This is a genomic window from Mitsuaria sp. PDC51, assembly GCF_900113225.1.
GTDB lineage: Bacteria > Pseudomonadota > Gammaproteobacteria > Burkholderiales > Burkholderiaceae_C > Roseateles.
Genome location: NZ_FOZE01000002.1, coordinates 2,055,486 through 2,070,310, shown reverse-complemented (window position 1 = coordinate 2,070,310; position 14,825 = coordinate 2,055,486). Strand labels below are relative to the sequence as shown.

The window sequence follows — 14,825 nt, the reverse complement described above, 5'->3', positions numbered from 1 at the left end:
CAGCCTCGCGCGGCCTCACCAACTCAAGCCGCCGAGGCCTTCTCCGCTTCGGCCTTCTCCGCTTCGGCTTTCTCCAGCGCGGCATGGGCCTGCTGGTCGGCGTGGTAGCTGGAGCGCACCATCGCGCCGACGGCGGCGTGCGTGAAGCCCATCTTGTAGGCCTCTTCCTCGAACATCTTGAAGGTGTCCGGATGCACGTAGCGGCGCACCGGCAGGTGGTGGCCCGACGGCGCCAGGTACTGGCCGATCGTGATCATGTCGATGTCGTGGGCGCGCATGTCGCGCATGACCTGGAGGATCTCCTCGTCGGTCTCGCCCAGGCCCACCATGATGCCGCTCTTGGTCGGCACGCCCGGCACCGCTTCCTTGAAGCGCTTGAGCAGGTTCAGGCTGAACTGGTAGTCCGAGCCCGGACGCGCTTCCTTGTACAGGCGCGGGGCGGTTTCCAGGTTGTGGTTCATCACGTCCGGCGGCGCCGCCTTCAGGATGTCCAGCGCGCGGTCCATGCGGCCGCGGAAGTCGGGCACCAGCACCTCGATCTGCGTCGTGGGGCTGAGCTCGCGCACCTTGCGGATGCATTCGGCGAAATGGCCGGCACCGCCGTCGCGCAGGTCGTCGCGGTCCACGCTGGTGATCACCACGTAATTCAGCTTCAGCGCCGCGATCGTCTTGGCCAGGTTCAGCGGCTCGTCGACGTCCAGCGGATCCGGCCGGCCGTGGCCGACGTCGCAGAACGGGCAGCGCCGGGTGCACTTGTCGCCCATGATCATGAAGGTCGCCGTGCCCTTGCCGAAGCACTCGCCGATGTTGGGGCAGGAGGCTTCCTCGCAGACCGTGTGCAGCTTGTGCTCGCGCAGGATCTGCTTAATCTCGTAGAAGCGGGTCGACGGGCTGCCGGCCTTCACCCGGATCCAGTCCGGCTTCTTCAGCTGCTCGGCCGGGATGATCTTGATCGGGATCCGCGCCGTCTTGGCTTGCGCCTTCTGCTTGGCAGTCGCGTCGTAGTCGGACGCGCTCTTGGCTTCGTGGGTGACGTTCTCGGTTGCCATCAGGCGCTCTTTCGGTTCCGGGTTCGAGCCTCAGGGTTCCAGCTGCGCGGCGAGCCGTTCAGCGAACCGCTGGGCCACCGTGGCCCAGTCCGTGAAAACCCCGAGTGTACCGAGGTCCACCGTCTGGAGCCCTGCGTACCCGCACGGATTGATGCCCAGGAAGGGCTTCAGGTCCATCGCCACGTTGAGCGCGACGCCGTGGTACGTGCAGTGCCGGCTGATCTTGATGCCCAGCGCCGCGACCTTGCCCAGCCCCCGGAACGGGTCGGTCGGATCGGCCGGTCCGGTCAGGGCGGCATGCGCCCCGGGGTCGTCCAGCCGCACGTAGATGCCGGGGGCGCCGGCCACGCGGTGGCCGGTCACGCCGAAGCCGTCCAGCGTCTGGATGACGGCGGTTTCGAGGCGGAAGACGTATTCCTTGACGAAGATACCCAGCCGCTTGAGGTCGACAAGCGGATAGGCGACCACCTGTCCCGGGCCGTGGTACGTGACCTGGCCGCCGCGGTTGGTCTGCACGACGGGGATGCCCTGGGCGTCGAGCACGTGGTCGGCCTGGCCGGCCAGGCCCTGGGTGTAGACCGGGTCGAATTCGCAGAGCCAGAGCTCGTCCGGCGTCTCTGGACCGCGCGCGTCGGTGAAGGCGCGCATGGCATCCAGCGTGGCCGCATAGTCGACGCGGCCCAGGGTCTTGATCAGCATGCCGGCATGCTAGCCGCGATGGACCTAGCATCGGCCGCATCGGGACATTCAGGAGTGCGCCATGTCGCGCCACCTCATGCGCTTCGCCGCCGCGGCGATCGCCCTCGGACTCGCGCTGCCCGCGGTGGCGGCCACCGCGCCGGCCGCGCGCGTGACGCTCGAACAGGCGCTCGCCACCTACGAGCGCGGAGACCTGCCCGCCGCCGAGCGCCAGTTCCGGCAACTCTCGCAACAAGGCCTCGCCCTCGGGGACTACAACCTCGCGATGATGCATCTGAGGTCCGAAGTGCCGAAGCCGGATCCGCGCTTCGCGCGCTCGCTGCTCGTGCGCGCCGCCGGCCGGGGCCTGGTGCGCGCCGAGCTGGCGCTGGGCCAGTTCCACGAGCGGGGCGAGGATGGGCGTCCCGATCTGGTCCAGGCCCAGTCCTGGTACCTGAAGGCGGCGGAACACGGCAGCGTCGATGCGCAGGTCGCGGTGGCCACGGCGTTCTACCTGGGCCGGGGCGCGGCGAAGGATTTCGCGCAGGCCGCACAGTGGTACCGCGAGGCCGCCAAGGGCGGCGATGTGGGCGCGCAGTACTTGATCGCGTCGATGTATGAATCGGGCCTGGGCGTCGAGCGCGACCTGCGCCTGGCGCGCTACTGGTACGACATCGCCGCCCGCAACGGCGACGAGGCGGCGCCCTACAAGCTCAAGGCTGTCGACGACGCGCTGGCCGCGGACGCCGGCACGGTCTGATCGCGGCTCAAGGCGTCAGAGGACGACCTTCACCATCGGGTGCGTGGTCAGCGTGCGATAGAGCTCGTCGAGCTGTTCGCGGCTGGTCGCGGTGACGGTGATGGTGAGGCCCAGGTAGTTGCCGCCCTTGCTCGGGCGCTGCTCGACGGTGGACGCGTCGAAGCCCGGGTCGAACTGCCGGGCGACGCTCACGATCGCCTCGACGAAGCCGTCCACGTGCGCGCCCATCACCTTGATGGGGAAGCGCGACGGGTATTCGATGAGCGACTGCTCGGGCGGGATCGGGGCGTTGGTGAACGAGGTCATGATGGGGAATTCAAATGGGGATGCTCAGAGGCTTTGCAAGCGCTTGGCCCGCTGGTACGCCTCATAGAGCTTCGCGTAGACCGGCCCCGGCTTGCCGCGCAGCGCGCCGTGACCGACCGGCTCGCGGTCCAGCCGCGTGACCGGGGCCACCTCCTTGCTGGCCGAGGTCAGCAGGATCTCGTCCGCGGTGGGCAGCTCGGTCTCCGCGATCGGCCGCAGGTTGCAGGCGATGCCGAGTTCCTCGCACAGCTCCTGCAGCAGCCGCACGCGCACGCCCTCCAGCAGGGCCTCGCCCGGCGGCGGCGTCAGCAGCGCGCCGTCGCGCACGATCCAGACGTTGCTGCTGGAACCTTCGGTCAGGCAGCCGTCGCGGATCAGCAGCGTCTCGTCGGCGCCCTGGTCCGCCGCCACCTGCCGCGCCAGCACGTTGCCCAGCAGCGAGATGCTCTTGATGTCGCCGCGCTGCCAGCGGAAGTCGCGCGCCGTCACGCAGCTCAATCCCTGGTGACGCTGCTCCGGCGTCAGCGCATGCATCGGCTGCGTGTACGCGAGCACCGTCGGCTCCAGGTCCTTGGGCATCGCATGGCCGCGCGCCGCGACGCCGCGTGTGACCTGCAGGTAGATCGACTGGTCCTCGACCTCCGGCAGGTGCGCCACCAGGCTGCGAAGCAGGTCGAGCCAGGCCTCGCGTTCATACGGATCCTCGATCCGCAGCGCCTTCAGGCTGCGTCCGAGGCGGTCGAGGTGGTCGTCGACCCGGAACAGGCGCCGGCCGTAGACCGGGATGGCCTCGTAGACGCCATCGCCGAACAGAAAGCCGCGATCCATCACCGGCACCCGGGCATCGCCGAGCCGACCGAGATGGCCGTTGAGGTAGCAGGGCAGGTCGGCCCAGGGCATCGTCATCGGTGGCTCCCGCAAGTGGTCAGGCCCAAGCCGTCGACTGTACGCCGCCGGCCCGGCCCGCCAACCCCGGCAAGCGAGGGGCCTTGGCCGGCCAGGACCCGGCGCGGCTTACTTGATCCAGAGACGGATCGCGTCCCAGGCGCGGCCGAAGATGCCGGCCAGCGGCACCTCGTGCTGCACGACCAGCGGCACTTCGGCCACCGGCGCGCCGCCCGAGGTCGTCACCTTCAGCGTGCCCACGCGCTGGTTCAGGCCCAGCGGCGCGACCAGCGGATCGGTGCGCTGGATGTCGGTCTTGAGCTTGCCGCCCTCGCCGCGCGGCACTGCCACGAACACCGCGTCCGCCGCGCCGAGCTTGGCTTCCGGCACGGCGCCCTTCCACACCTTCACGGTGGTGATGGGCTGGTTCTTCTCGAACAGGCGCACCGCGTCGAAGGCGGCGTAGCCCCAGTTCAGCAGCTTCTGGCTCTCGGTCGCGCGGGCCTCCTTGGAGGCGGTGCCCATCACCACGCTCAGCAGGCGACGCTTGCCGTTGGGCACGTCGCGCTGGGCGCTGGCCGCCAGGCAGTAGCCGGCGGCATCGGTGTAGCCGGTCTTGCCGCCGTCCACCGACGGATCGCGGCCCAGCAGCATGTTGCGGTTGGACTGCTTGATCTTGTTGAAGGTGTACTCGCGCTTGGAGTAGTACTCGGCGTAGTACTGCGGGAAGTCCTGGATCACGTGCGAGAAGATGACCGCGATGTCGCGCGCGCTCGTCTTGTGGCCGGGCTCGGTGATGCCGGTGACGTTCTTGAACGAGGTGTTCTTCAGGCCCCAGGCCTGCGCCTGCTTGTTCATCATCGCGACGAACTGCTCGACGGTGCCGCCCACGCCCTCGGCCAGCGCGACCGAAGCGTCGTTGCCCGACTGGATGATCATCCCGCGGATCAGCTCGTCGACCTTGGGCGTCATCGTGGTGTCGATGAACATCAGCGAGGGGTCCCCCTTGCGCTCGTCCCAGGCGCGCTTGGAGACGGTCAGCGTCTGCTCCAGCGTCAGGCGCTTGGCCTTGAGCGCGTCGAAGACGATGTAGGCCGTCATCAGCTTGGTCAGCGAGGCGGGATCCTGCGGGGTGTCGGCGTCGCGCTCGGCGAGCGTCTGGTTCGTGGTCAGGTCCAGCAGGACGAAGTTGCGGGCCGCGATCTCGGGCGGCGTCGGCGCCTGCGCGGACGCGCCGGTCACCATCAGGAAGCTGGACAGGCCCACGCCGAGGGCCAGGGAAGCGAGGAAGCGTTTCATTCGAGGGAAATCCTTAGGCGCGCGCTTCGCCGACGGCATGCCAGCTGCGCAGCACGAGGTTCTTGAGCAGCGGCAACTGCCCATGGAAGAAATGCCCGACGCCGGGCACCACGATGACCGGCAGCGCCTGCGGGCGCGCCCAGTCCAGCACCGCGCTCAGCGGCACCACATCGTCCTGTTCGCCGTGGATCACGACGGTATCGGCCGGCACCGTCGCGACGCCGAAGCGGCTGGCGGCCGGACCGACCAGCAGCAGGCGCTCGGCCGGCTGCTCGAGCTGGAGCGCCGCCTGCGACGCGACGAAGCCGCCGAACGAGAAACCGGCCAGCGCCAGCGGCAGCGCCGCGTCGCGGAAGGCGGCGATCACGGCCAGTGCATCGTCGACCTCGCCCCGACCTTCGTCCCAGACGCCCTGCGACTTGCCGATGCCGCGGAAGTTGAAGCGCACGGTGCGATAGCCCAGGTGCACGAAGGCGCGGGCGATCGTCTGCACCACCTTGTTGTCCATCGTGCCGCCCTGCGTCGGATTGGGATGGCAGATCACCACCACGCCGCGCAGCGGACCGGCGTCGACCGCGGGTTCGTCGACGGCGCATTCGATCTCGCCGGCCGGGCCGGCGATCTGCCGGCGCTGGGTCTGTGCATTCATCGAGTCGGGCTCCCGCTCAGCGGCCGACCGAATCGTCGAGCACCAGGCGCTCGACGACTTCGCCGTGCTTGAGATGGCGCTCGACGATCTCGTCGATGTCGCTGTTGTCGACGAAGGAGTACCAGACCGCGTCCGGATACACCACCGCCACGGGCCCCCCGGCGCAGCGGTCCAGGCAGCCGGCCTTGTTCACGCGCACGCCGCCCTTGCCGGCGAGCTTCTCCGCTTTCACCCGCTGCTTGCAGTGGTCGAAGGCGGCCTGCGCATCGTGCTGCAGGCAGGCGTTCTCGCCCTCGCGCTGGTTCAGGCAGAAGAAGATGTGGCGTTGGTAGTAGCTGGTGGAGCTCATCGCGGGATTGTAGTTTCAGGGTTTCCACCGACCGGCCGTTCGTGCGTTTCGTCACGACCTGCTTGTCCTTCAGAGCGCCCGCCCGGCGGTGGTTCCGGCGGTCGCGGCGGCAGGGGCCGGTCGCTCTGCGTGACCCCGTACAGCAGCCAGGCCAGCGCCGCGAAGGGCCACAACCAGCCCACCCATTGCGCCAGGCCGTACAGGTTGACGAAGCGCCCCTGCTCCCAGAACTGCAGGCTCTCCAGCAGGTAGGGGTCGGACGGGGCCTCGGCCATCAGCGCGATCAGCGCGGTCAGCACCACCAGGCCCCAGGCCGCGTTGGCGCGCCGGGACATGAACGCCGCCAGCAGCGCCAGCACGCCGCCGGCGATCAGGCCGGGCTCGGTCGTCGGCGTCAGCCAGGCCCAGGCGTGGTCGGGTCCGAAGTTCAGCAGCGTCGACCAGGCCGTGGTGGTCACGCCCAGCGCCACCGCGCCCAGCACCAGCAGCGCCCGCCGCCGGCCCGGCCGGGCCACCGACAAGGCCAGCAGGCAAGGCGCCAGCAGCCCCATCGCGATGGCGATCGCTTCCAGGCCGGGTGGCAGCGGCGGATCGTCGGCTAGTTCCCGGGGCACCAGCTCCCAGGGCGTGTTCTGGAGCAGCAGCTCCGCCCATTCGCGCAGGCGGGGAAACAGCTGGCCCAGGCCCAGCGGCAGCGGCGCCGGATACAGCAGGCCCACCGGCCACAGCGCCAGCAGCGCCAGCGCGCCGGCGCTGTGCGGCACGAACCAGCGCTCGCGCCAACCGTTCCAGCGCGCCAGACCGTCCAGTCGCAGCACGCCCCAGGCGCAGAACGCGCCCAGCCAGGCGCCGGCGCTGTTGAGCAGGAAGTCCGCCAGAGAAGGAACGCGGCCAGGGAGGAAGTACTGCAGCGTCTCCATCGCGAACGACAGCAGCGGCAGGCCGACCAGCGTCAGCAGCAGCGCGCGCCACAGGCCGCCGCCACTGCGGATCACCGCGGAAAAGCACAGCAGGCCCAGCGGCCAGTAGCCGGCGACGTTGATCCAGAGGTCGAACTTGCCCCAGTAGCGCGGCCAAGGCAGGCCGATGACGCCGGGCCAGGGCAGGCTCGGCGGCATCCGCCAGGGCCAGAAGGGGTAGAGGCTGGCGTAGACCACCAGCACGGCGTAGCACAGGGCCAGCCAGGTGGCGGAGCTGCGCCGCTGCATCACGGGATCAGAAAGGCTTGACGACGACCAGGATCACGATCGCCGCGAACAGCAGCACCGAGACCTCGTTGAAGACGCGGAACCACTTGTGGCTGCGGCGGTTGGCGATCAGCTCGAACTTGCGCAGGAAGGCGCGACACATGTGGTGGTAGCCGATCACCACCACCACCAGCGCCAGCTTGGCATGCATCCAGCCATTGCCCGGACCGCGACCGATGCCGTAATAAAGCCAGAGAATGCCGCCGAAGAGCAGCGCCAGCAGCATCAACCCGCTGCTGAAGCGGTAGAGCTTCAGGGCCATCAGCAGCAGTCGCTCGCGTTCGGCATGGCTGTCGGCCGGCACCATGGCCAGGTTCACGAAGATCCGCGGCAGGTAGAACAGGCCGGCGAACCACGCGGCGACGAAAATGATATGAAGCGCTTTGATCCAGAGCATCGCGGCATTATGGATGGCGCGAAAAAAAACCCCGGCTTCACAGCCGGGGTCGGAAAGCCTTATCGCTGTCATCACGCTAAGGCTCCTGCTCAGGGAGGAAAAGCAGGGAACGACAGCCGAACGGCTATCATTCAGGAGCGACTTTAACAGATCTGCCGAATTTCGGAATCTCGGCTTTCCCCTAGCGCCCCCCAACCCGGTGGTATTTCTCGGAAACCATGCAACTTCCCGCACCTTATCCCGCCAGCCGCCCACGTCGCCTGCGTCGCGATGCCTACACCCGGGCGCTGGTCCGCGAACACCGCCTGCACGCCAGCGACCTGATCTTTCCGGTCTTCGTCCATGAGGGGGACAACCGCGTCGAGCCGATCGCGTCCATGCCCGGGGTGTCGCGGCTGAGCCTGGACCGCCTGATCCCCGTCGCCCAGGAATGCGTGGAACTGGGCATCCCCGTGATGGCGCTGTTCCCGGCGATCGACCCGGCGCTGAAGACGCCCGACGGCATCGAGGCGACCAATCCCGACGGCCTGATCCCGCGCGTCGTGCGAGCGCTCAAGGAGCGCGTCCCGGGCCTGGGCGTGCTGACCGACGTCGCGCTCGACCCCTACACCAGCCATGGCCAGGACGGCGTGCTGGACGAGCAGGGCTACATCCTGAACGACCGCACCGTGGAACTGCTCAAGGCGCAGGCGCTGGTCCAGGCGCGCGCGGGCGTGGACATCGTCGCCCCCAGCGACATGATGGACGGCCGCATCGGCGCCATCCGCGCCGCGCTGGAGGCTGACGAGCACATCCACACGCGGATCATGGCCTACAGCGCCAAGTACGCCAGCGCCTTCTACGGCCCGTTCCGCGACGCGGTGGGCTCGCGCGCCAACCTGGGCAAGGCCGACAAGAAAACCTACCAGATGGACCCGGGCAACAGCGCCGAGGCGCTGCGCGAGGTCGGCCTGGATCTGGCCGAGGGCGCCGACATGGTGATGGTCAAGCCCGGCATGCCTTACCTGGACATCGTGCGCCTGGTGAAGGAGGAGTTTCGCGTCCCGACCTTCGCCTACCAGGTCAGCGGCGAGTACGCCATGATCAAGGCCGCCGCCGCCAATGGCTGGCTGGACCACGACGCGGTGATGCTCGAGGCGCTGCTGGCCTTCAAGCGCGCCGGCGCCGACGGCATCCTGACCTACTTCGCGATGGACGCGGCGCGTCTGCTGCGCGCCGGTGCCTGAGGCCGCGGCACGCGGCCTGCCCGACCGACGCATGCGCATCTTCCATCTCAGCGACGCGCTCTACGAGGAACTGGCCGCGCTGCCCGAGGACCTCCCCCCGGAGGGCTTCCTGTGGATCGGCCTGCCGCGACGCGAGTTCGAACTGCAACTCGGCGCGCTGCAGCAGCGGCTGACACGCTGGTCGGGCGCGCAGCTGCTCGACCTGCATGTCTCGGACCTGATGAATCCGCAGCTGCCCTCGCACTTCGACTACACCAGCTGGTACGACCTCATGGTCTTCCGCCGGCTGGCGACGATACCGGGCAGCCAGCAACTCCTGGCCGACGACGAACCCCGCAACGCCGCGGGCGTCAACGACGCGCTGAAAGCGATCGACACCAGTCCCGTCGGTTTCGCCGTCTTCGACCGCGTCCTGATCACCGTGCATCCGGGCGAGTGCTCGCTGCGCGACTACTTCGCCGGCAAGCTCGGTGCGCAGCAGGAGGGCCGCGACCTGCGCGGCAGCACGCGGCTCCCGACCAGCCCGGCCGAGCTGATGCTGCGCATGGTCAACCACATGGTGGACAGCTACCTGGACCTGCGCCGGCTGCTGACCCGCCAGCTGACGACGCTGCAGGGCCTGCTGCTGGACCGCCGCGGCCACTTCCGGGACTGGTCCGTCGTGCTGCATGCGCGCGACACGCTCTCGCGGCTGGAGGACCTCTGCGAGGACCAGCGCAGCGCGGTGCAGGAGTGGATCGACGCGCTGGGCGAATGGCCGGCCGGCGATGCCCGCGCGGAGCGCGAGCGCGAACTGCTGCGTGTGCGCTCGCGGGACGTGCTCGAACACATCGAGCGGGTGCTGACCCATGTCCGGCGGCTGGAGACCTCCGCGGAGACCTCGGTGCAGATGCACTTCTCGCTCACCGGCGAGCGCACCAACAACATCATGCGGACGCTGACCGTGCTCACGGCCATCTTCCTGCCGCTGAACCTGATCACCGGCGTCTTCGGCATGAACTTCGACAACCTGCCGCTGATCCACGCCGCCACCGGCTTCTGGATCGCCGTCGGCGTGATGGTGGTCACCGCGCTGGCGCTCGGCGCCTTCTTCTGGCGCAAGCGCTATCTCGGCTCCCAGCAGTAGCGAGCAGTAGCGCTCGGGCGCCGGCCGCGGCGCGCCCGCCTCAGCGCTTCGCGTAGGGATCGGCGAAACCCAGACCGAGCATGATCTCGGTCTCGCGCGCTTCCATGCACTCGGCCTCGTCGTCTTCCTCGTGGTCGTAGCCCTGCGCGTGCAGCGTGCCGTGGACCAGCATGTGCGCGTAATGCGCGGCGAGGTCCAGGCCCATTTCCTTGGCCTCGCGCTCGACGACCTCGGCGCAGATCACCAGGTCCGCGGCGACCACCGGCTCGTGCGTGTAGTCGAAGGTCAGCACGTTGGTCGCGTAGTCCTTCGACCGGTACTCGCGGTTGAGCGCCTGGCCTTCCTCCGCGTCGACGATGCGCACCGTGATCTCGCCCGGCAGCTCGAGCGCCGCGCGCATCCAGCGGATGACCTTGTGCCGCGGCAACTGCGCCTTGTGGCGCGGATCGGCGAATTGCAGCGACAGGCTCAGTTCCGGACGGCTCATCGCGCGACTCCCTTGCGAGCCGGCTTCGCGGCGGATGTCTTCACCGCCGGTGTCTTCGCCGCCGGCTTCTTCGGCGCAGGCTTCTTGATGGCGGGCTTCTTCACGGCAGGCGCCTTGGCGACAGCCTTCGTGGCGGCCGCCGGCTTTGCGACCGCCGGCCTTGCCGCCGGCTTCCTCGCAGCAGGCTTCGCAGGCGCAGGCGTCGGCGCGGCTGCGTCGTCAAAGCGGGCCGCCGATGCTTCGCGCAGCTGGATGGCGCGCAGCCGGCGCTCCTCGCGCTCCTCGGCGAAGCGGGCTTCGCGCTCCTGCTGCTCGCGGGCTTCCTCGCGCGCCGCCACTTCGTCCCGGTCCTCGTAGGCCTGGACGATGCGCGCCACCAGCGGATGGCGCACCACATCGGTCCGGTTGAAGCGCGTGATCGCGATGCCGTCCACGCCGTCCAGCACCTGCTCGGCATCGACCAGCCCGCTGTGCATGCCGCGGGGCAGGTCGATCTGGCTGGTGTCGCCGGTCACCACGCACTTGCTGCCGAAGCCGATGCGGGTCAGGAACATCTTCATCTGCTCGGGCGTGGTGTTCTGGGCCTCGTCGAGGATGACGAACGCATGGTTCAGCGTGCGGCCCCGCATGAAGGCCAGCGGCGCGATCTCGAGCTGGCCTTTCTCGAAGGCCTTGGTGACGCGGTCGAAACCCATCAGGTCATAGAGCGCGTCGTACAGCGGGCGCAGGTAGGGATCGACCTTCTGGGTCAGGTCGCCGGGCAGGAAACCCAGCCGCTCGCCGGCCTCCACGGCGGGACGCGTCAGGATGATGCGCTGCACCGTCGAGCGCTCCAGCGCGTCCACCGCGCAAGCCACCGCGAGGAAGGTCTTGCCGGTGCCCGCCGGGCCGATGCCGAAGCTGATGTCATGCGACAGGATCCGGCGCAGGTAGTGATGCTGGTTGGCCGTGCGTCCGGCCAGGTCGGCGCGGCGCGTGCGCAGCACCACGTTGTCCTCGTCGTCCGGCGTGGCCGGGCCGGACCGGGCCGGCGCGCCCACGTCGTTGGCCGCCTCGACGATCGCCAGCCGCAACGTCTCGCCGGGAATGGCCCGGTCGGCCCGCGCGTAGAGCGCCTCCATCAAGGCCAGCGTGCGCTGCGCCGCGGCGCGTTCGCCCTCGATGTTGAAGTGCTCGGCGCGATGGGTGATCCGCACGGACAGGGCCGCCTCGATCTGGCGGAGGTGCTCGTCCAGCGGGCCGCACAGGTGTGACAGGCGCCGGTTGTCGGCGGGGGTGAAGGCGTGGCGCAGGTTCAAGGCGGAGGAAGCTCCGTATTCAGGGGGGTTGAGGGCGGTATTGTCGCGCGTCGATGTGCCACGCGCGTGCCGCGCCTGCACAATCGCGCCCCATGCACCGGACCACAGAACAACACGGGGAGGCCGCCGGCCGCAACTCGGCCGCGGCGGCACCGGGCGCCGCGAGGCAGTTCGCCGCCGGCACCGCGGCCGCCCTGACCCTGGCGGTGCCGGTCTGCCTCGCCCAGGTGGCGGGCGCCGCAGCCGCCAGTGGCGAGGGCATCTCCACCTGGTCCTTCGCGACGCTCTGGAGCAAGCTCGCGCCGCAGCTGGCTTATGGCCTGCAGTCCGCGCTGGTGTTGATGGCCTTCGCGCTGGGCCTGCTGATCTGGCAGCGCCGCGCCCAGCGCCACATCGCCTGGCTGCTGGCGCTGATGCCGGGCTGGGTGGTCATGGTCGGCCTGTCGCCGCTGTCCTCCTGGCAGACGGCGATCGCGGTGGTCCTGGCGCCGTGGCTGCTCTGGTGCGCGGTCCATTACCTGATGCGTCGCACTCGGCGCCGCGACCGGCGCCTGCATCGCCTGCTGCTGGCGCAGGCCCTGCTCTTCCCCGCCGCCCTGCTGCTGCCGGTGCCGGCCTCGCGCGTGGCCGGCTTCGCGCTGTGGTGGCTGGGTGCCCAGTTGCTGGTGGCCATGGGATGGCATCTCTGGCAGCTGTGGCAGGACATGTTCCTGCCGACGCTCGAGGAGCGCTACCCGCGCTTCGACTTCGTCCTGAGCTGCGTGCTGGTCGGCTTCGGCGCGCTGGCGGTGCTGTCGGCCTGGTTCCTGCCGGGCAGCGGGCTGGCCGGCATCCTCGGCCCGCTGTCGCTGCTGGGCCTGGGCCTGCATCGCGTGCGCGAGTTCGCCCGGGCGCTGACGCAGGCCGAGCTCGCCGTGCTGCAAGGGGAGTTGCGCCTGCAGGAACGCATCGCGGAACTGGAGCGCCATTTCGACCAGGTCGCCGAGGCCAAGCTGGAGCAGGTCACCGAGCGCGAGCGCAAGCGCATCGCCGCCGACCTGCACGACGACCTCGGCGCCAAGCTGCTGACCATCGTCCACACCAGCGAGTCGGACCGCATCTCGACGCTGGCGCGCGAGGCGCTCGAGGAAATGCGGCTGTCGGTGCGCGGCCTGACCGGCAAGCCGGTCCAGCTGCTGGACGCGCTCGGCGACTGGCGCGCGGAGGTCGTCTCCCGGCTGGCCCAGGCCAACATCCTGGCGGAATGGAAATCGCCGGCCGAGGACATCGAGCACACCTTCCCCGCGCGCGCCTACGTGCAGACCACGCGCATCCTGCGCGAATCGGTCAGCAACATCATCAAGCACAGCGGCGCGACGCATTGCGTGATCAGCTGCTCGGCCCAGGACGGCTACTTCTCGGTGGTGATCCAGGACAACGGCCAGGGCATCCCGCTCGAGCTGGAAGGTCGCCTGGACAAGGGACACGGCATGGCCAGCATGAAGGCGCGCGCCAAGCAGATGCATGGCCAGTGCCTGGTCGAATCCGGCCCCGGCTGGGGCACGGTGATCCGGCTGACCATCCCGCTTTGAGGCGCGCCGGCTGCAAAGCCGCCCGCGGCGTGATCCATTGCCGACGACGCCACACTCCGGCGCCGATCCGGATGGTCAGCCCGCCGAGAAAGCCGTACCGTTGCAAACACCCGCCAGGCAGGCTGCCGGCGCCTCATTCCTGAGCAAGAATCCCGCGCCATGAACCACATCCTGCTGCTCGAAGACATTCCCGAAATCCGCGCCTGGCTCAAGGTCCTGGTCAAACAGGTCTTCGCCAACGCGGTGGTCACCGAATGCTCGCGGGTGCAGGACGCGCTGCAGCAGGTCAGCACGCAGCGCTTCACGCTGGCGCTGCTGGACCTGGGCCTGCCCGACGGCTCCGGCGTCGACGTGATCTCGGCGCTGCGCGAGAAGCAGCCGGAGGTCCAGTCGGTCATCGTCACCATCCACGACGACGACGAGCACCTCTTCCCCGCGCTGCAGGCCGGCGCCTTCGGCTACCTGCTCAAGGAGCAGTCGCGCGAGCTGCTGGTCGAGCAGCTGCAGCGCATCAGCCAGGGCGAGCCGCCGCTGTCGCCGTCGATCGCGCGCAAGGTCATCGCCTACTTCACCTCGCAGCGCCGGCCGCAGGCGGCGCAGGTGCTGCACGAGGTCTCGCTGACGGACCGCGAAACCGAGGTGCTGCTGCGCGTGGCCAAGGGCTTCACGCTGCCGGAGATCGGCGTGCAGCTGGGCCTGTCGCGCCACACGATCGCGGACTACGTCAAGCAGATCTATCGCAAGCTCAACGTGAGCTCGCGCGCCGAGGCGGCTCTCGAAGCGCAGCGCCTGGGCCTGTTCGGCCGCAATTGAGCGCCGCACCGGCCGCGCGCCGGGCGGGGTTCGCCGGCCTCGGGAAAATACTGGACAAACATCCAGCGAAACGCCCGCCGGGCGCCGCCGAACGCGGATAATCCGCGCCCATGATCGGCAAGCTCACCGGCGTCATCGCGGAAAAGTCGCCCCCGCAGGTTCTCATCGACGTGCAAGGCGTCGGCTACGAAGTCGACGTGCCGATGAGCACCTTCTTCAACCTGCCGAACCTGGGCGAGCGCGCGACGCTGTTGACCCACCTCAGCATCCGCGAGGACGCCCATGTGCTGTTCGGCTTCCTCACCGCCGAGGAACGCGCCACCTTCCGCCTGCTGATCAAGATCAGCGGCGTGGGACCGAAGATGGCGCTGTCGCTGCTGTCGGGCATGTCGGTCGGCGACCTGGCGCAGGCGGTGTCACGCCAGGAGGCCGGACGGCTGGTCAAGGTGCCGGGCATCGGCAAGAAGACCGCCGAGCGGCTGCTGCTGGAACTCAAGGGCAAGCTCAGCCCCGACCTGTCGCAACCGGTGGCGATCGCGAACGACGCGCAGGCGGACATCCTGCAGGCGCTGGTGGCCCTGGGCTACAGCGAAAAGGAAGCCGGCGCCGCGCTCAAGACGCTGCCGGCGGACGTCGGCGTCAGCGACGGCATCAAGCTGGCGATGAAGCACCTGTCATGATCGGC

At 69.3% G+C, this 14,825-nt stretch carries 16 protein-coding genes and 1 pseudogene; 6 read left to right on the top strand and 11 right to left on the bottom strand.

The window, feature by feature from the left end; genetic code table 11:
* Positions 1–23 precede the first annotated feature (23 nt).
* Both lipA and lipB read right to left on the bottom strand, forming a co-directional pair.
* Entirely contained in the window at positions 24–1,049 is a 1,026-nt protein-coding gene (gene lipA, locus BM393_RS20415; protein WP_091731270.1) for a lipoyl synthase, read from the bottom strand.
* A 30-nt stretch (positions 1,050–1,079) separates the two neighbouring features.
* Positions 1,080–1,748, bottom strand: a complete 669-nt coding sequence (lipB, locus tag BM393_RS20410; RefSeq protein ID WP_091731266.1) for a lipoyl(octanoyl) transferase LipB — start codon at positions 1,746–1,748, stop codon at positions 1,080–1,082.
* Positions 1,749–1,809: 61 nt separating this feature from the next.
* Between lipB and BM393_RS20405 the strand changes: the two genes are divergently transcribed.
* Positions 1,810–2,487 carry a tetratricopeptide repeat protein gene (locus BM393_RS20405; RefSeq protein WP_091731263.1) on the top strand — a complete coding sequence of 226 codons (678 nt, stop codon included), beginning with the start codon at positions 1,810–1,812 and terminating at the stop codon, positions 2,485–2,487.
* Positions 2,488–2,502: 15 nt separating this feature from the next.
* On the opposite strand, the gene BM393_RS20400 is transcribed toward BM393_RS20405, so the two are convergent.
* The 7 genes from BM393_RS20400 to BM393_RS20370 all read right to left on the bottom strand — a co-directional run bounded on the left by BM393_RS20400 (position 2,503) and on the right by BM393_RS20370 (position 7,619).
* Positions 2,503–2,793, bottom strand: coding sequence for a DUF493 family protein (locus BM393_RS20400; RefSeq protein ID WP_091731258.1), 291 nt, complete (start codon positions 2,791–2,793; stop codon positions 2,503–2,505).
* 24 nt (positions 2,794–2,817) lie between these two features.
* Positions 2,818–3,699 (bottom strand): D-amino acid aminotransferase, encoded by an 882-nt coding sequence (locus BM393_RS20395; protein ID WP_091731254.1) that lies wholly within the window; start codon positions 3,697–3,699, stop codon positions 2,818–2,820.
* Between the two features lie 108 nt (positions 3,700–3,807).
* A complete protein-coding gene (locus BM393_RS20390; RefSeq protein WP_091731251.1) occupies positions 3,808–4,977 on the bottom strand; it encodes a D-alanyl-D-alanine carboxypeptidase family protein in 1,170 nt (389 codons plus the stop codon).
* 13 nt (positions 4,978–4,990) lie between these two features.
* A complete protein-coding gene (locus BM393_RS20385) occupies positions 4,991–5,626 on the bottom strand; it encodes an alpha/beta hydrolase (protein ID WP_091731247.1) in 636 nt (211 codons plus the stop codon).
* A 16-nt stretch (positions 5,627–5,642) separates the two neighbouring features.
* A complete protein-coding gene (locus BM393_RS20380; RefSeq protein ID WP_091731244.1) occupies positions 5,643–5,975 on the bottom strand; it encodes a ferredoxin in 333 nt (110 codons plus the stop codon).
* A complete protein-coding gene (locus BM393_RS20375) occupies positions 5,972–7,183 on the bottom strand; it encodes a VanZ family protein (protein WP_091731238.1) in 1,212 nt (403 codons plus the stop codon). Before BM393_RS20375 ends, BM393_RS20380 begins: the two co-directional genes overlap by 4 nt.
* A 7-nt stretch (positions 7,184–7,190) precedes the next feature.
* Positions 7,191–7,619 carry a CopD family protein gene (locus BM393_RS20370; RefSeq protein WP_091731235.1) on the bottom strand — a complete coding sequence of 143 codons (429 nt, stop codon included), beginning with the start codon at positions 7,617–7,619 and terminating at the stop codon, positions 7,191–7,193.
* 218 nt (positions 7,620–7,837) lie between these two features.
* On the opposite strand from BM393_RS20370, the gene hemB reads away from it, so the two are divergent.
* Both hemB and BM393_RS20360 read left to right on the top strand, forming a co-directional pair.
* A complete protein-coding gene (hemB, locus tag BM393_RS20365; protein WP_091731231.1) occupies positions 7,838–8,845 on the top strand; it encodes a porphobilinogen synthase in 1,008 nt (335 codons plus the stop codon).
* A gap of 31 nt (positions 8,846–8,876) precedes the next feature.
* Positions 8,877–9,971 (top strand): magnesium transporter CorA family protein, encoded by a 1,095-nt coding sequence (locus BM393_RS20360; protein ID WP_091731227.1) that lies wholly within the window; start codon positions 8,877–8,879, stop codon positions 9,969–9,971.
* A gap of 40 nt (positions 9,972–10,011) precedes the next feature.
* Here the strand turns inward: BM393_RS20360 and ybeY are convergent, their stop codons facing one another.
* Both ybeY and BM393_RS20350 read right to left on the bottom strand, forming a co-directional pair.
* On the bottom strand, positions 10,012–10,458 hold the full coding sequence (gene ybeY, locus BM393_RS20355; protein WP_091731224.1) for an rRNA maturation RNase YbeY: 447 nt from the start codon (positions 10,456–10,458) through the stop codon (positions 10,012–10,014).
* A gap of 323 nt (positions 10,459–10,781) precedes the next feature.
* Positions 10,782–11,756, bottom strand: a pseudogene (locus BM393_RS20350) (PhoH family protein); the annotation flags it as partial.
* 92 nt (positions 11,757–11,848) lie between these two features.
* Here BM393_RS20350 and BM393_RS26385 point away from each other — a divergent pair.
* From BM393_RS26385 to ruvA, 3 genes are all read left to right on the top strand, one after another.
* Positions 11,849–13,327, top strand: a complete 1,479-nt coding sequence (locus tag BM393_RS26385; protein ID WP_310732158.1) for a sensor histidine kinase — start codon at positions 11,849–11,851, stop codon at positions 13,325–13,327.
* A 159-nt stretch (positions 13,328–13,486) separates the two neighbouring features.
* Positions 13,487–14,140, top strand: a complete 654-nt coding sequence (locus BM393_RS20340) for a response regulator transcription factor (protein WP_091731221.1) — start codon at positions 13,487–13,489, stop codon at positions 14,138–14,140.
* 110 nt (positions 14,141–14,250) lie between these two features.
* Positions 14,251–14,820: a Holliday junction branch migration protein RuvA gene (gene ruvA / locus BM393_RS20335; RefSeq protein ID WP_091731218.1), complete on the top strand. Its 570-nt coding sequence runs from the start codon at positions 14,251–14,253 to the stop codon at positions 14,818–14,820.
* The last annotated feature ends 5 nt before the right edge of the window (positions 14,821–14,825 follow it).

Bases quoted from the DNA above. Each gene is read 5' to 3' on its own strand.
- lipA (WP_091731270.1), bottom strand. From the start codon at position 1,049: ATGGCAACCGAGAACGTCACCCACGAAGCCAAGAGCGCGTCCGACTAC.
- lipB (WP_091731266.1), bottom strand. From the start codon at position 1,748: ATGCTGATCAAGACCCTGGGCCGCGTCGACTATGCGGCCACGCTGGAT.
- BM393_RS20405 (WP_091731263.1), top strand. From the start codon at position 1,810: ATGTCGCGCCACCTCATGCGCTTCGCCGCCGCGGCGATCGCCCTCGGA.
- BM393_RS20400 (WP_091731258.1), bottom strand. From the start codon at position 2,793: ATGACCTCGTTCACCAACGCCCCGATCCCGCCCGAGCAGTCGCTCATC.
- BM393_RS20395 (WP_091731254.1), bottom strand. From the start codon at position 3,699: ATGACGATGCCCTGGGCCGACCTGCCCTGCTACCTCAACGGCCATCTC.
- BM393_RS20390 (WP_091731251.1), bottom strand. From the start codon at position 4,977: ATGAAACGCTTCCTCGCTTCCCTGGCCCTCGGCGTGGGCCTGTCCAGC.
- BM393_RS20385 (WP_091731247.1), bottom strand. From the start codon at position 5,626: ATGAATGCACAGACCCAGCGCCGGCAGATCGCCGGCCCGGCCGGCGAG.
- BM393_RS20380 (WP_091731244.1), bottom strand. From the start codon at position 5,975: ATGAGCTCCACCAGCTACTACCAACGCCACATCTTCTTCTGCCTGAAC.
- BM393_RS20375 (WP_091731238.1), bottom strand. From the start codon at position 7,183: ATGCAGCGGCGCAGCTCCGCCACCTGGCTGGCCCTGTGCTACGCCGTG.
- BM393_RS20370 (WP_091731235.1), bottom strand. From the start codon at position 7,619: ATGCTCTGGATCAAAGCGCTTCATATCATTTTCGTCGCCGCGTGGTTC.
- hemB (WP_091731231.1), top strand. From the start codon at position 7,838: ATGCAACTTCCCGCACCTTATCCCGCCAGCCGCCCACGTCGCCTGCGT.
- BM393_RS20360 (WP_091731227.1), top strand. From the start codon at position 8,877: ATGCGCATCTTCCATCTCAGCGACGCGCTCTACGAGGAACTGGCCGCG.
- ybeY (WP_091731224.1), bottom strand. From the start codon at position 10,458: ATGAGCCGTCCGGAACTGAGCCTGTCGCTGCAATTCGCCGATCCGCGC.
- BM393_RS26385 (WP_310732158.1), top strand. From the start codon at position 11,849: ATGCACCGGACCACAGAACAACACGGGGAGGCCGCCGGCCGCAACTCG.
- BM393_RS20340 (WP_091731221.1), top strand. From the start codon at position 13,487: ATGAACCACATCCTGCTGCTCGAAGACATTCCCGAAATCCGCGCCTGG.
- ruvA (WP_091731218.1), top strand. From the start codon at position 14,251: ATGATCGGCAAGCTCACCGGCGTCATCGCGGAAAAGTCGCCCCCGCAG.